Raw genomic sequence first — 14,369 nt, forward strand, 5'->3', positions numbered from 1 at the left:
ACCCAAAGCGCAAACGGAATGGAAAGCGGCCTGACTCTCAGCGGCGACATGATTCTGGTGCTGGTGCTGCTGGGTTTGACGATCACGCTTTTCGTTACCGAGCTCGTTCGTCTGGATGTTGCCGCCATCTGCATCCTGGTGCTGGTCGGTCTGCTCGAACTGGTTCCGGGCGATCAGCTTTTCTCCGGTTTTGCTTCCAACGCCGTTATCGCCATCATCGCCGTGATGATCCTCGGCGCCGGTCTCGATCGGACCGGCGTGATGAACCTGGTCTCCTCGTTCATCGTCAAGCTGGGCGGGCCCTCGGAGTCGCGCATTCGCTCGATGTTGTCGGCGACGGTTGGGGTGACTTCCGGTTTCATGCAGAACGTCGGCGCAACGGCGCTGTTCATGCCGGTGGTCAGCCGCATCTCGGCGCGACTGGACATGCCGCTTTCACGCCTGCTCATGCCGATGGGCTTCGCAGCCATCGTCGGCGGCACCTTGACCATGGTCGGCTCGTCGCCGCTGATCCTGCTCAACGATCTCATCGAGACGTCCAATCGTTCCCTGCCGCCGGGGGCCGAGTCGATGCAACCGTTCGAGTTGTTCGACGTGACCCTCGTCGGCCTGGCACTGTTGGCCATGACGCTGCTTTACTTTCTGGTCGCCGGAGCGGCGTTGCTGCCGAAAAGGGAAGAAAAGCGACCGGCTGCGCCGGGACGCACGAAGAGCTATTTCAAGGAAGTCTACGGCATCGAGGGCGACATCTACGAGATGTTGGTGACGGTGGATTCGCCATTGGTTGGCATGCGGATTGCGGAAGCGGAAAACCTTGAAGGGGCACCGTTGATGCTCGCCATTCAGAACACCGACCAGCCCCGCCTGGCGCCGCCGGCCGGCGAAATGATCTGGGTGGGTACGGTGCTGGGCGTGATGGGAACCCGCGAACAGGTCGGTGAGTTCGCCCTGGCGAACAACCTGCGGCTGCAGCCCCGGCTGAGAACCTTCGGCAGCCTGTTCAATCCGACCCGCGCGGGGATTTCGGAGGTGGTCATTCCGCCGGGCTCGCGGCTGGTCGGCGAGACCATCGGCGAGGCACGTCTGCGCTCGCGCTTCGGTATTTCGGTGCTGGCCATCAACCGCCGCAACGAGATCATCGCGCACGACCTGCGTGAGCAAGTCTTGCAGGTGGGTGACTGTCTGGTCAGTCACTCGACCTGGCGCGACCTGGCCAGCCTGGCGCGCGACAAGGACTTCATCGTTGCCACCGATATTCCCAAGGAAGAGCAGCGGCCGCAGAAGGTCATCCATGCGGTCAGTTTTTTCGGGCTGAGCCTGTTCCTGATTCTCTTTACGGATTTCAACCTGTCCATCGCCCTGATGGCCGGCGCCATCGGCATGGTGCTTACCGGCGTTCTGAGCATGGATGAGGCCTACCGGGCGGTGAGCTGGAAGACTGTCTTTCTGATGGCCGGACTGATCCCGCTGGGCATCGCCATGGAAGTGACCGGGACCGCGGCCTGGCTTGCCGAGCAGGTGCTGGGTCTGCTTGGTGACGTTCCGAAGCTCGTAGTGCAGATCGTGCTTGGCATCATGGCTACCCTGTTTACACTGGTCATGTCCAACGTCGGCGCCACGGTGCTGCTGGTGCCGATTGCCATCAATATCGCGCTGGCCACCGGTGGCAATCCGGCGGTCTACGCGCTGCTGATCGCACTGGCCACGTCCAATGCGTTCATCCTGCCCACGCATCCGGTCAATGCCTTGATTATGGGGCCCGGTGGCTACAAGGTGAAGGACTTCGTGCGCGTCGGGGGCATCATGAGCGTTCTGTACATGGTCGTGATGCTGGCGGGACTCAACCTCGTCTTTTAGAGGCTTCCCGGGAGGGATCTGAAAACTGCCGCGCGGGCAGCGGACGGCGTCCGATGGTGTCGGCTGTTATGCTGGAAAAGTGACGAGAATCCGGCCGTCAGACTCGTCCAGCGCGATATCGCGCAGGGTGGCATTCTGGCAGGGACCGGATACGCATACGCCGCTGGCGGGATCGAACACGGCGCCGTGATGGGCACAGACGAGGCGATTGTCCTCGTCGGTGAGAAAGCGATCCGGAGCGAAGTTGAGTGGTCGTCCCTGGTGGGGACAGAGATTGAGCCATCCACGCGGCTGACCGGCCTGCCGGGTGACGATCAACCACACGGGTTGCTCATCCTGCTCGATCTGGAATTCGCGGTACTGGCCTTCGGTCAGATCGTCGGAAGGGCAAAGGAACACTGGTTCATTCACGGGGTCTGAAAATACATGCAAGATCCATGGCAACGATTCTACCAGCCGCCGGCGAGCCCGCTGGCCCGGCTGGGGCTGGTTCTTCTGGGAATCGGCGTTCTCGCCCTGAGCTTTTTCGTGGGCGTCATCTTTCTGGCCATTGCCGCTGGCGCGGCGATCATCGGCTTCGTCGTGCTCACCGTGCGCCGCTGGCTGGGTGTGACCGGCAAGCGAAGACGCGACGACGGCCTGGTCGACGTCGAGTACCGGGTCGTTCATCGCCAGCGAAAACGTGATGACTGAGCGTCCAGGCCGTCAGGCCGATCGAATCCCGAACAACAGCAATGCGGCCAGCAGCGCGGCGGCCCAGAGGCCCATCAAGCCGATCGGCCAGCTTCGTTCCAGCGTGGCCGAGACGCGACCATGCCCGGGTGTGGACATTCTTCCGATGATCTGCAGTGCCCGGTTGCGCAGCGAGATCAGCGCCCTGCGTGCGACCCCGGCGATCGTCGGAAGGGCGCGGCGGTAGAGCCACTCAGCGTCAAGCCAGGTCGCCGGTCGTGACCGCGGCAGTCCAAAGCCGGCCCGCACCAGCAGCACGTAGGCGGCCAGGGAGAACAACAGCATCTGCATATGGCCGATGATCTTGCCGGCGTAAAGCGGCGTGTAGTCGCTGGCCTGCGGGCGTAGCCAGTCGGTCAGTCCGGGAACCGTGCCGGTCAGTAGCAGGGCGACAACGAGTAGCCCCATTGCCGCGGCCATCGGCGCCGGTGCATCGTCAATGCTTGCCGGCTGCCTCGAACCCGGTGGTTTCAGGAAGCCCTCCCACAGAACGCGTACGCCGGCATACAGCGTGCCCATCGCCGACAGGCTGACCAGCACGGCCCAGACCACGACCGGTACCTCGCCGTACTCGATGCCGGCCAGCAGCGTCTTCTTGCTGATGAAGCCGCCGGTCAGCGGCAGGGCGACGTTGGCGGCCACGGCCACGGCCACGAAGGTCGTGGTCAGCGGCATGTGCCGCCACAGTCCGCCGAGCCGGTCGGCGCGCGTGGTGCCCACCCGCAGGAGAACCACGCCCAGGGCCATGAACAGGGTCATCTTGAACAGGACGTCCATGACGATGTGCATGGCCACCCCGTCGAGGGCGATGGCGGAACCGACGCCGACACCGGCAACCATCAGGCCGAGTTGAACCAACATGGCGTAAGCGACGACACGCTTGAGGTCGTTCTCGACCAGCGTATAGAACAGGGGCCAGAGCGCCATGACCGTGCCGACGCCGACCAGAATGCCTTCCCCCGCGAAAACGTGTGCCAGGCCGTATATGCCCACCTTGGTGGTCACGGCCACGAGCACCGCCAGGCCGATGAGCGACGCCTTGGGGTAGGCATCGACGATCCAGCCGTGCAATAGGGGAATGCCGGCCTTGATGCCGAAAGCCAGCATCATCAGCCAGGCGCCCGATTCCTGTAGATCCATGGCCCGGAAGGACCAGTCACCGCTGCTCGATGCAACGGTGAGAATGCCGGCGAGCAGGGTCAGTCCGGCAGTGACCTGGAAGACGAGGTAGCGCACTGCCGCGGCGCTCGCTTCGGGCGTGCGCGCGGCCAGCACAAGCAGGGTTCCGCCCAGCCCGATGAGTTCGAAAAACACGAAAAATGAAATCATGTCACCGGCCAGCACCGCGCCCGTGCCGCCGGCGATGTAGAGCAGCAGTGAGGCATGTTGCAGGCGATCGCGAATGCCGAGGCCGTAAAGGGCCGCAGCCAGCGCGGCGAACAGGAACAAACCGACCATGACCAGGCTGAAGTGGTCGGCGCGAACCGGTTCGAGCTGGTAGGCCATGATCGACCATGTCGCGGTGCTGCCCGGCTTGAGCAGTGTCAGGGCTGCCCAGGCCGCGGCCAGGGGTGTGATCAGCGTGGTCAGCGCGGCGATGCGCGCGGGTACGACGGCGGCGATCAAGGCCCCCAGAAGCAGGATTCCGACCGGGGCCATCTCAATCGGCATGCTTATCTTCCCCGCCCATGCGCAGAACGGGCGCAAGCAGCCGAACCAGCGCCACCGGGACGATGACGGCCAGGCTGCCCAGGATCGGGTAGAACAGCGGCCAGGATTCGGGGCCGGAGTCGGCCCGGAAGAACAGGCCAACGACGGCCAGCACGGCGCAGGCGCCGATCAGCAGCCATGGGGCATGTTTGCGGAGTCTCTCGATCATTGCACTAGCATCCCGGCGAGATGGAACAGGGGGTCGGGCCAGAAGAACAGCGCGATGCAGCCGGCGGCGCAGACCGTCATGGCGATGAGCTGGGGCAACGGTGCCTCGTGAATGCCCTCAGTGGGAACGCCTTCGGCTGCCGGAGCGAAGAACGCCCGGATGGGGATGATCAGCAGGTACAGAATGTTCAGCAGTGAGGATAGCAGCAGCGCCGCGACGAGGACGAGCTGATGGGTCTCCAGCGCGCCGAGCAACAGGTACCATTTCGACCACATGCCACCGAACAGCGGCAGGCCGATGATGCTCAGCGTGCCGACGGTGAAAGCGCCGAAGGTCCAGGGCATGACGCGCCCGAGACCGTCGAGTTCGGGAATGGTCTTGCGGTTGTGGGCCACCTGGATGGCACCGGCGCCGAAGAACAGTGTGATCTTTGCCACGGCATGCATCGCCAGGTGCATGACCGCGCCGATGATGGCCAGCGGGGTGGCCACCATGGCGCCGATCACCACGTAGCTTAACTGCGCGACGGTCGAGTAGGCCAGCCGGGCCTTCAGGTCGGTGAGGGTCAGCGCCACCAGTGAGGCGGCGATGATGGTGAAAGCCGCGAACCAGGAGATCCAGATGCCACTTCCGGTCTCGGCCAGCAGGTCGATGCCGAAGACGTAGACGGCGACCTTGAGCACCGTGAACACGCCGGCCTTGACCACCGCCACGGCGTGCAGCAGGGCGCTGACCGGCGCCGGCGCAACCATCGCCGCCGGCAGCCAGCGATGCATGGGCATCAGTGCGGCCTTGCCGATGCCGAAGAAGAACAGGCCGGCCAGCAGTGGCAGCCAGGTTTCGTCCACGTGGCCGGCGAGGATGCCGCCTTCGGTGAACTGCACGGTGCCGGTGGCGAAGTATGTCCACAGGATGGCGACCAGCAGCAGGCCGATCGAGGAGGTCAGAAGATAGCCGAGATAGATGCGTCCACCGCGCCGCGCATCGGCATTGCCCGAGTGCGTGACCAGCGGATAGGTCGAGATCGTGAGGATCTCGTAGAAGATGAAAAGCGTGATCAGGTTGTCGGCAAAGGCCACGCCGGCGGTCGCGCCCAGGGCCAGGGCGTAGCAAGCGAAGAACCGCCCCAGGTGCGGGTAGTTCATCGCCTTCATGTAGCTCTGGGCGTAGAGCGTGGCCGCCAGCCACAGCGTCGAGGCCACCAGGGCAAAAATCAGGCCCAGGGGCTCGACGCGCAGCATCAGGTCCAGGCCCGGCAGGATGGTCCAGAGCAGCTGTTCGCGTCCGGCCCCGTCGAGCACGGGACCGATTTGCTGCACGACGCCGATGAAGAAGGCAATCGCCGCGATCCAGCCGAGCGTATCGCGCAGTCGTGGCTGGCCGGCGGCGAGCGCGATGGCGATGGCACCGGCGAACGGAATCAGGATGACAGTCAACGGGCTCACGGCGTGACCCCCGTCGGCCCGAACAGGGCTTCGGCGGCGGCCGTGGCGCCGGCGACCGGCAGGCGCGTGTCGAGCCCGAACCAGAAGTTGAGCCCGACCATCAGCCACAGCGGCACGAGCAGTGACAATGGCGCTTCGCGAACCGTTTCGGCGTCAGCCGGACGCGACTGGAACCAGGCCGCCTCGATCACGCGCCAGACGTAGACCACGGCCATCAGGGAGCTGATCACGATCAGCGCCACCAGCCACGGCTGGCCCGCGTCCATGGCCGCCAGGATCAGATACCACTTGCTGATGAATCCGGCGGTGGTCGGAATGCCGATGATCGACAGCCCGGCCAGGGCGAAGGCGGTCATTGTCCAGGGCATCTGCCGGCCCAGGCCGCGAAAAGCCTCGATCCGGACCGACCCGACCCGCCAGGCGACCGTGCCCACGGCCATGAACAGCGCGGCCTTGATCAGCGCATGGTTGAACAGGTGCAGGAAAGTGGCCGTCAGCCCCGCCACCGTGCCCAGGGCGAGCCCGAGCAGCATGTAGCCGACCTGGGAAATCGACGACCACGCCAGCATGCGCTTGAGATTGGCCTGGAAAATGGCCGTCCAGGCGCCGATGAACATGCCGGCCAGGGCGAGTGCCAGGAACACGGCAGTCAGTGGTAGCACGGCATAGCTGTAATCGGCGCCGAAGACCGTGTAGATCATGCGGATCATCACGTACAGCGCCACCTTGGTGGCCGTGCCGGCAATGAATACGCTGATGAAATTGGGTGCGTAGGTGTAGGCGTTGGGCAGCCAAAGGTGCAACGGCAGCATGGCCAGCTTCAGGCCCATGCCGACGATGATGAATGCCAGGGCGACGTGGACCGTGCGCGTGTCGGCGACTTCGGGCAGGCGCTCGGCCAGGTCGGCCATGTTGAGCGTGCCGGTCATGATGTAGAGGAAGCCGACGCCGATCAAAAAGAAGGTGGCGCCGACGGTGCCCATGATCAGGTAACGGAACGAGGCCAGCAGGGCGCGCCGGTCGGGGCCGTGGGCAATCAGCGCGTAGGTCGACAGCGAGGAGATCTCGAGAAAGACGAAGACGTTGAAGGCATCACCGGTGAGCGTGATGCCCATCAGGCCGGCCAGGGCGAGCAAAAACAGGCTGTAGAACACGCCCTGCGGCTGGTCCAGTTCCTCGTTGACGCTCTTGCGGCCCCATAGCGTGGCCAGCACCGCCAGGCCACTGACCAGCAGGGCGACGAAGGCATTGGCGCTGTCGACGCGGTACTCGATACCGATCGGCGGCGGCCAGTTGCCGAAGGCATACGACAGCGGGCCGTCGATGGCCTGCGGCAGTACCAGGGCGGCAATCACCGTACTCGCGATCGCCGAGGCCAAGGCCAGCAGCCACGGCAGGATGCGTCCCGGCAGAAGCGCACATAGGGGTGCGGCGATCAGCGGCACGAGCACGCTGAACGGCATCAGCTCGACAAGCGTCATCGATTGCCCTCGTCTTCGGCCGCGGGTTCGTCGTCGTGGATCAGGTCATCCTCGATTGTGCCGTAGGCTTCCTTGATGCGCATCGCCAGCGCCAGGCCGACGGCAGTGGTGGCGACGCCGACGACAATCGCGGTGAGGATCAGTACGTGCGGCAGCGGGTTGGAGTAAAGCTCCACACCCTTGCGCAGAATCGGTGTCGAACCGCCGATGATCTTGCCGGCCGAGATGAACAGGATGAATACCGAGGTCTGGAAGATGTTGAGCCCGATCATCTTCTTGACCATGTTGCCGCGCGCGATCACGCAGTAGAAGCCGATCATCATCAGGATGACAACGATCCAGTAGTTGAAGTGACCGAGTGCCGCCATCAGTCGACCTCCTCGTTGACTTCGGCGAGCAGCTGCCGGCGCCGCGCAAATTGCGTGAAGATGAGCATCATGACGGTGGCGACGGTCACGCCTACGCCCAGTTCGACAGTGATGATGCCGAACTGCTGGGCGGCGTGCTTGCCGGGCAACAGCGGGTAGAAGTTCAGAAAGTGCCCGCCCAGCAGGACGCCGGCAATTCCCACCGCGGCGTACAACAGAACGCCCAGCAGCATGAGGACGAACATGGCGCGCTCGGGGATGACCTTGAGTGCGTCATCCAGGCCGTAGATCAACACGAACAGGATCCAGGCCGAGGCAAACACGACCCCGGCCTGGAAACCGCCGCCGGGCGAGTAGTCGCCGTGGAACTGGATATAGAGCCCGAACAGCATGATCAGCGGAATCAGCAGACGGGCGACGATGCGCAGGATGCCGTGTTCCCTCATCGTGCGTCCTCCCCTTCGGTCGGCAACTTGCGGCGCCGCCGGCGTGGAGGAACGGACAGCAGGGCCCACACCGCCAGGCCGGCCGTGAGAATCACGAAGGCCTCGCCGATGGTATCGATGGAACGATAGCTGGCGAGCACGGCCGCGACCATGTTGGGCACGCCCATGTCCGGATAGGACTGCTCGATGTAGTAGGGCGCGACGTGCGTGTGGACCGGATTGTCCGGCGCACCGAACTCAGGCAGGTCGAGCGTGGCCCAGATCAGGGCCGCGCCGGTGACCACGACCACGATCAGCGCCGGCAGTTTGTGTCCCGGCACCGGTTTCTCGTCGCGGCGCGCGACCGTCAGCACCGCCAGGATCAGGAGTGTGCTGATACCCGCGCCCACGGCCGCCTCCGTCAGCGCAACGTCGCCGGCGTCGAGAACCGCGAACAGCCCGGCCGACAGCAGCGAGTAAATGGCGAACAGCATGGCCGAGGCGAACAGGTTGCGCATGCGCACCACCGCCACGGCCACCACCGCCAGCAGGCCCAGCAGGGCGATGTCGATCAGGTATTCGATGACGGCTCTCCCTCGCCGGTCTGCGGTTCCACGCCATCGACCATGGCTGCCCGCGCGAGCGCATGCGCGGCCGTCGGCGCGGTGAACAGCATGAACAGCAGGATCAGCGCGAGCTTGATCGACAGAATGCTCAGGCCGGACTGCAGGATCAGCCCGCCGATGATCAGCAGCATGCACAGCGTGTCGGTCATGCCGCCGGCATGCAGGCGCGTGTAGATATCGGGAAAGCGCAGCAGGCCGATGCCACCGATGACGGCCACCAGGCCGCCGCTCAGCAGCATCAGCCACGAAACCCAGTCGAGCACGATATCAACCATCGGTGATATCTCCCTCGCCGGAGGTCGCCAGGTCGCGCATCTTGACCAGCTTGAGCACGGCGACGACAGTGATGAAGTTGATCAGGGCATAGACCAGGGCGACATCGATGAGGTCGTCGTGGCCGGTGATGAAAACGATGAGGGCCACGCCGAGTACGGTCTTGGTTCCGAACACGTTGACGGCCAGAATGCGGTCGTAATTGGTCGGCCCGCGAAAAGCACGAACCAGCGACAGCGCCATGGTCAGGAAAACGGCCAGGATCGTGATGAGAAGTACCGTGTTCATTCAGTCGATCTCCCGGCCGCGCTCGAGCCAGCTGACCTTCGCGGCCATGCCGCCGCCCTCGATGCCGGCTGCCGAATGATCGTCGATGGCATGTACGTCGACAAAATCCGCTTCCAGCCGCAGCGTGATGGTGCCGGGCGTCAGCGTGATCGAGTTGGCGTAGGTGACCTTCGCCACCGGCGTCTTGTGCGGCACCGGCGCGCGGATCACCCGCGGCCGGATGCGCTGCGGTTGAAGCACCAGCCGGGCGATGTGCACGTTGGCCATGACGATCTGCCACACCAGCCAGCCCCAGTACACCGGTAGCCGCCAGGAATAGACGGCTGGGTTGTGTTCGGTGCCCACGACTTCCATGCGCGCGGACAGCCAGACCACCAGCAGCACGGAGGCCGCCCCCAGCGCCAGGATGACCGGCTTGTAGACGCCTGAAATGCCGAGCCACAGGGCAGAGAGGATGATTGCGAGCGACAGGAAGTAACGCATAAGAGCGGAAATTCTACCAAGTTCGGGGAGCGCGGCAACTGAATCGTGCTCAAAGGTAGGGCGTGAACAGCCAGCATGCCGCGTCGCGCAGGCGCACCGGGAATCGTCGGCCGTCGACTTCGGCCAGCGTGAGGTCGCGGCCGGCGGCGGCCGAGCGATCGATGTATTCGCCGAGATTCCGCGCCAGGCTTTCATCGTAGGCTTCCACCTGCAGTTCGAAGTTCAGGCGCAGACTGCGCGGATCCCAGTTGGCCGAGCCCACCAGGCTGTAGAAGTCGTCGACGACGAACAGTTTGCCGTGATTGAAGGGGGCCGGCTGCAGGTTTACGCGCACGCCGCGGAAAAGCAGCTCCCAAAGCATGTTGCGCGTCGCCCAGTCAATGTAGCGAAGGTTGCTTCGTTCCGGCAGTACCACTTGCACGTCGATGCCGCGAACGGCCGCTGCCTGCAGGGCCCCGATGAGCTCGCGTGGCGGCAGAAAGTAGGGCGTCATGATGCGAATCGAGTCGCGGGCGCTGGCAATGGCGGCCGCCAGCAACATGGTCATGCGGTCGAGGTCCTCGTCCGGGCCGTCGGTCAGCACGCGGCAGGCCGCTTCGCCGCATTTCGTGTCGACATCTGGCTGATGATCCACCGCTTCGCCGGTGGCGAATTCCCAGGTGCGGTAGAACTCCAGTGTCAGCTGGCCCACCACCGGGCCCTGCAGCTGAAATTGCACGTCGGCCGTCGCTTGTGCCTCGCCCGGGCTGTCGACGCAATGCCGGTCGGAAATGTTCATGCCGCCGGTAAAAGCGACGCGGTCGTCGACCACCAGGATCTTGTGATGGTTTCTCAGGTTGATCGAAAGTGAGGGTGGCACCAGGCGGGGCGGCAGGAAGCGGGCGGTTCGAATGCCGGCCCGGCGCAGGCGTTGGCTGGCGCGCGGTCGTGAGTACCATTCGCCCACGCCGTCGATGAGAACGCGCACGTCCACGCCGCGCCTGGCCGCCTCGGCCAGGGCCGTGCAGAACGAATGGCCGGTCCGGTCGTGGTCGAAGATGTAGGTCGTCAGGCAGATGTGGTGGCGGGCGTGCTCGATGGCATCGAGCATGGCCGGATAAGCCTGTTCGCCGTTGAAAAGCGGTTCCACCGCGTTTTGTCCGACGAGTGCATGCCGACTCAGTGCCTGGCCGCTGCGCGCCAGCTCGGTAAAGGTGGCCGGCAGGTCCTCCGGCAAGGGATGGACATGGGCTACCACCTCACCACGCTCACCGGAACGCAACGGCGGCATGCTGAAGTTTTGGGCGCGGTTGCGCGTGCGGTTGAGGCCGAAGAACAGGTAGAGCAAAGGTCCGGCCAGCGGCGTGACGATGCACACGGCAATCCAGCCGAAGGCCCCGCGCGACTCTCGCTTGTACAAAAGGGCGTGCACCGCGGTGGCCGGTGCCAGCACGGCGTGGAAAAGCAGCAGGAAGAAGGTCTCCGGGCTCAGGGGCGTGGCCTATGCGAGGTGCCTGGGGTCATGATACGGACTCTGTGGCCGGTGGTCAGTGGTTTGTGCGTCTGACCACGGCCTACGGACCACAGACCACAGACCACCGGCCATAGCCCTGGATGCATCCCCGATGGATCTGCGTTAGACTACTTATCTTTCTATCCCGATTAAGAGATAAATAGAGCAATGAGATCCTACCTGTTCACTTCAGAGTCGGTGTCCGAGGGTCATCCGGACAAGATGGCCGACCAGGTTTCCGACGCCATTCTGGATGCCATCCTGACCCGGGATCCGCATGCCCGAGTCGCCTGTGAAACTTTCCTCAAGACCGGTGCGGTCATCGTCGGCGGTGAAATCACGACGACCGCCTGGATCGATCTCGAGGAGCTGATCCGGCAGGTCGTGGTCGATATCGGCTACGACTCCTCCGACGTGGGTTTCGACGGTCACACCTGTTCGGTGATCAACATGATCGGCAAGCAGTCGCCGGATATCGCCCAGGGCGTCGACCGGGAGATTCCCGAAGACCAGGGCGCCGGGGACCAGGGCCTGATGTTCGGTTACGCCTCGAACGAGACCGAGGAGTTGATGCCTGCGCCTATCTTCTACGCGCATCGCCTGGTCGAGCAGCAGACGCGGGTGCGCAAGCACCGCGACAATCCGCTGCCCTGGCTCAGGCCCGACGCCAAAAGCCAGGTCACGCTGCGCTACGAAGACGGTCGGCCGGTGGCCATCGACACGGTCGTGCTGTCGACCCAGCATGACGAAGGTGTCGACCTGGAGGAGCTCCGGGACGGCGTGAAAAAGCACATCATCGAGCCGGTGCTGCCGGCCGAATGGCTGCACAGCGATACACATTTCCACATCAATCCCACCGGCAAGTTCGTCATCGGCGGTCCGGTGGGCGATGCCGGCCTGACCGGCCGCAAGATCATCGTCGACACCTATGGCGGCATGGCGCGCCACGGTGGCGGTGCCTTTTCCGGCAAGGATCCGTCCAAGGTCGACCGTTCGGCCACCTACGCCGGACGTTACGTGGCCAAGAACGTGGTCGCGGCCGGCCTGGCCGACAAGTGCGAGGTGCAGGTCAGCTATGCCATCGGCGTGGCCGAACCGACCTCCGTGTCGGTGACCACCTTCGGCACCAACAAGATTCCCGAAGAGAAGATCGAAGAACTCATCCGTGGACATTTCGATCTCAGGCCCTACGGCATTCTCAAGTCGCTGGGCCTGCTCCACCCGATGTATAGGCAGACGGCGACCCACGGTCATTTTGGTCGTCATCCGCAGGAAACCTCGGCGAAGGTCATCCGCGACGGCCACGAAACGACCGAGCACTTCACGACCTTCAGTTGGGAAAAGACCGACAAGGCCGAGGCGCTGCGCAAGGATGCGGGAATCTGAATGACAAAGTGTGAAGTGGCAATAAAAGTGTGAAGTGTTAAGTGTGAAGTGTTAAGAGGCGGGCATCCTGCTGGGTTTTTCTTTTCTTCACACTTCACACTTCCCACTTCACACTCAACTCTAATTGCAACGAATTCAAATAGTAACGAGGAAATAACTTATGAACGCTAATCCCGAAGACGTGAGAAAGAGCGTACTCTTCGACGAGCAGCTGGCCCCCACCGACAAGGACTTCTGTATCGCCGATCCGAGCCTGGCCGACTTCGGTCGCAAGGAAATGAAGATTGCCGAGACGGAAATGCCGGGTCTGGTGCAGACCCGCGCCGAGTATGCCGACGACCAGCCGCTCAAGGGCGCGCGCATCGCCGGTTCGCTGCACATGACGATCCAGACCGCCGTGCTCATCGAGACCCTGATCGAGCTCGGCGCTGAAGTGCGCTGGGCCTCGTGCAACATCTACTCGACGCAGGATCACGCCGCGGCCGCCATTGCCGAACGCGGCATCCCCGTTTTCGCCTTCAAGGGCGAGTCCCTGGACGAATACTGGGAGTTCACCCACCGCATCTTCCAGTGGCCCGACGGCCAGACGGCCAACATGATTCTCGACGACGGCGGCGATGCCACCATGTTGCTCAACCTGGGCGCCCAGGCCGAGCAGGATCCGAGCGTCCTCGAGAATCCGGGCAGCGAGGAAGAGACGGCGCTGTTCGCCGCCATCAAGAAGCGTCTCGAGTCCAACCCCGGCTGGTACTCCCAAGCGCTCGAGAACATCCAGGGCGTGACCGAGGAAACCACCACCGGTGTCAATCGCCTCTACCGGATGGAGCGCGAGGGTACGCTGAAATTCCCGGCCATCAATGTCAACGATTCGGTCACCAAGTCGAAGTTCGACAACCTCTACGGCTGCCGCGAGTCGCTGGTCGACGCCATCAAGCGCGCCACCGACGTGATGGTTGCCGGCAAGACCGCCATCGTCTGTGGCTACGGTGACGTCGGCAAGGGTTCGGCCCAGTCGCTGAGGGCGTTGTCAGCCAACGTCTGGATCACGGAAGTCGATCCGATCTGTGCCCTGCAGGCGGCCATGGAAGGCTACAAGGTGGTCAATCTCGAGGACGAAGGCGTGGTCGAATCAGCCGACATCTTCGTCACCGCTACCGGTAACTACAACGTGATCAATCACGACCACATGCGTCGCATGAAGGACGAGGCAATCGTTTGCAACATCGGTCACTTCGATAACGAAATCGACGTGGCCAGCCTCGATCAGTACGAGTGGGACGAAATCAAGCCGCAGGTCGACCACATCACCTTCCCCGACGGCAACAAGATCATCCTGCTCGCCCGCGGCCGCCTGGTGAACCTGGGCTGCGCCACGGGCCACCCGAGCTTCGTGATGTCGAACAGCTTCACCAACCAGACCCTGGCCCAGATCGAGCTGTTCAAGCACGGCGACCGCTACGGCAACCAGGTCTACGTGCTGCCCAAGCATCTCGACGAAAAGGTCGCACGCCTGCACCTGGAACGCATCGGCGTTCGCCTGACCGAGCTCAGGCCCGAGCAGGCCGACTACATCGGCGTCACGGTCGAAGGGCCGTATAAGCCGGAGCATTATCGCTATTGACGGTAGCTTCGGA

Annotated in this window: 16 protein-coding genes; 4 read left to right on the top strand and 12 right to left on the bottom strand. The window is 63.7% G+C overall.

The features are described 5' to 3' along the window. Positions 1–18: 18 nt before the first annotated feature. On the top strand, positions 19–1,857 hold the full coding sequence (locus DZK26_RS01395; protein WP_116897126.1) for an SLC13 family permease: 1,839 nt from the start codon (positions 19–21) through the stop codon (positions 1,855–1,857). Positions 1,858–1,923: 66 nt separating this feature from the next. On the opposite strand, the gene DZK26_RS14220 is transcribed toward DZK26_RS01395, so the two are convergent. Then, on the bottom strand, positions 1,924–2,268 hold the full coding sequence (locus DZK26_RS14220) for a Rieske 2Fe-2S domain-containing protein (RefSeq protein ID WP_181918258.1): 345 nt from the start codon (positions 2,266–2,268) through the stop codon (positions 1,924–1,926). A gap of 15 nt (positions 2,269–2,283) precedes the next feature. On the opposite strand from DZK26_RS14220, the gene DZK26_RS14225 reads away from it, so the two are divergent. Then, positions 2,284–2,550, top strand: a complete 267-nt coding sequence (locus DZK26_RS14225; protein ID WP_181918259.1) for a hypothetical protein — start codon at positions 2,284–2,286, stop codon at positions 2,548–2,550. 12 nt (positions 2,551–2,562) lie between these two features. Here DZK26_RS14225 and DZK26_RS01405 read toward each other — a convergent pair whose 3' ends face one another. From DZK26_RS01405 to DZK26_RS01455, 11 genes are read right to left on the bottom strand one after another with little or no spacing between them, the layout of a single operon-like run. After that, positions 2,563–4,260: a proton-conducting transporter membrane subunit gene (locus tag DZK26_RS01405; RefSeq protein WP_116897128.1), complete on the bottom strand. Its 1,698-nt coding sequence runs from the start codon at positions 4,258–4,260 to the stop codon at positions 2,563–2,565. Then, positions 4,250–4,468, bottom strand: coding sequence for a hypothetical protein (locus DZK26_RS01410; protein WP_116897129.1), 219 nt, complete (start codon positions 4,466–4,468; stop codon positions 4,250–4,252). The genes DZK26_RS01405 and DZK26_RS01410 overlap by 11 nt, the downstream gene beginning before the upstream one ends. After that, a complete protein-coding gene (locus tag DZK26_RS01415; protein WP_116897130.1) occupies positions 4,465–5,913 on the bottom strand; it encodes a proton-conducting transporter membrane subunit in 1,449 nt (482 codons plus the stop codon). Before DZK26_RS01415 ends, DZK26_RS01410 begins: the two co-directional genes overlap by 4 nt. Continuing rightward, on the bottom strand, positions 5,910–7,394 hold the full coding sequence (locus DZK26_RS01420; protein ID WP_181918260.1) for a monovalent cation/H+ antiporter subunit D family protein: 1,485 nt from the start codon (positions 7,392–7,394) through the stop codon (positions 5,910–5,912). The genes DZK26_RS01415 and DZK26_RS01420 overlap by 4 nt, the downstream gene beginning before the upstream one ends. Next, complete coding sequence (locus DZK26_RS01425) at positions 7,391–7,762, bottom strand: cation:proton antiporter subunit C (RefSeq protein ID WP_181918261.1); 372 nt, start codon at positions 7,760–7,762, stop codon at positions 7,391–7,393. Before DZK26_RS01425 ends, DZK26_RS01420 begins: the two co-directional genes overlap by 4 nt. Further along, a complete protein-coding gene (locus DZK26_RS01430) occupies positions 7,762–8,208 on the bottom strand; it encodes a Na(+)/H(+) antiporter subunit B (RefSeq protein WP_116897132.1) in 447 nt (148 codons plus the stop codon). Before DZK26_RS01430 ends, DZK26_RS01425 begins: the two co-directional genes overlap by 1 nt. Next, the gene (locus DZK26_RS01435; RefSeq protein WP_309545066.1) at positions 8,205–8,729 is read right to left on the bottom strand and encodes a DUF4040 domain-containing protein; all 525 of its coding nucleotides are present in this window, start codon (positions 8,727–8,729) and stop codon (positions 8,205–8,207) included. The genes DZK26_RS01430 and DZK26_RS01435 overlap by 4 nt, the downstream gene beginning before the upstream one ends. A gap of 29 nt (positions 8,730–8,758) precedes the next feature. Further along, positions 8,759–9,088: a monovalent cation/H(+) antiporter subunit G gene (gene mnhG / locus DZK26_RS01440; RefSeq protein WP_116897133.1), complete on the bottom strand. Its 330-nt coding sequence runs from the start codon at positions 9,086–9,088 to the stop codon at positions 8,759–8,761. Further along, positions 9,081–9,374 carry a monovalent cation/H+ antiporter complex subunit F gene (locus DZK26_RS01445; protein WP_116897134.1) on the bottom strand — a complete coding sequence of 98 codons (294 nt, stop codon included), beginning with the start codon at positions 9,372–9,374 and terminating at the stop codon, positions 9,081–9,083. The genes mnhG and DZK26_RS01445 overlap by 8 nt, the downstream gene beginning before the upstream one ends. After that, a complete protein-coding gene (locus DZK26_RS01450; protein WP_116897135.1) occupies positions 9,375–9,857 on the bottom strand; it encodes a Na+/H+ antiporter subunit E in 483 nt (160 codons plus the stop codon). Between the two features lie 49 nt (positions 9,858–9,906). Continuing rightward, positions 9,907–11,289 carry a phospholipase D-like domain-containing protein gene (locus DZK26_RS01455; RefSeq protein WP_404976173.1) on the bottom strand — a complete coding sequence of 461 codons (1,383 nt, stop codon included), beginning with the start codon at positions 11,287–11,289 and terminating at the stop codon, positions 9,907–9,909. 228 nt (positions 11,290–11,517) lie between these two features. Here DZK26_RS01455 and metK point away from each other — a divergent pair, with 228 nt between their 5' ends. Beyond that, positions 11,518–12,735 carry a methionine adenosyltransferase gene (gene metK, locus DZK26_RS01460; protein WP_116897137.1) on the top strand — a complete coding sequence of 406 codons (1,218 nt, stop codon included), beginning with the start codon at positions 11,518–11,520 and terminating at the stop codon, positions 12,733–12,735. A 160-nt stretch (positions 12,736–12,895) separates the two neighbouring features. After that, complete coding sequence (ahcY, locus tag DZK26_RS01465; RefSeq protein WP_116897138.1) at positions 12,896–14,356, top strand: adenosylhomocysteinase; 1,461 nt, start codon at positions 12,896–12,898, stop codon at positions 14,354–14,356. Positions 14,357–14,369: the final 13 nt, after the last annotated feature.

Origin of the sequence: Wenzhouxiangella sp. 15190, from assembly GCF_003417465.1 — a bacterium.
Classification (GTDB): Bacteria; Pseudomonadota; Gammaproteobacteria; order Xanthomonadales; family Wenzhouxiangellaceae; genus Wenzhouxiangella.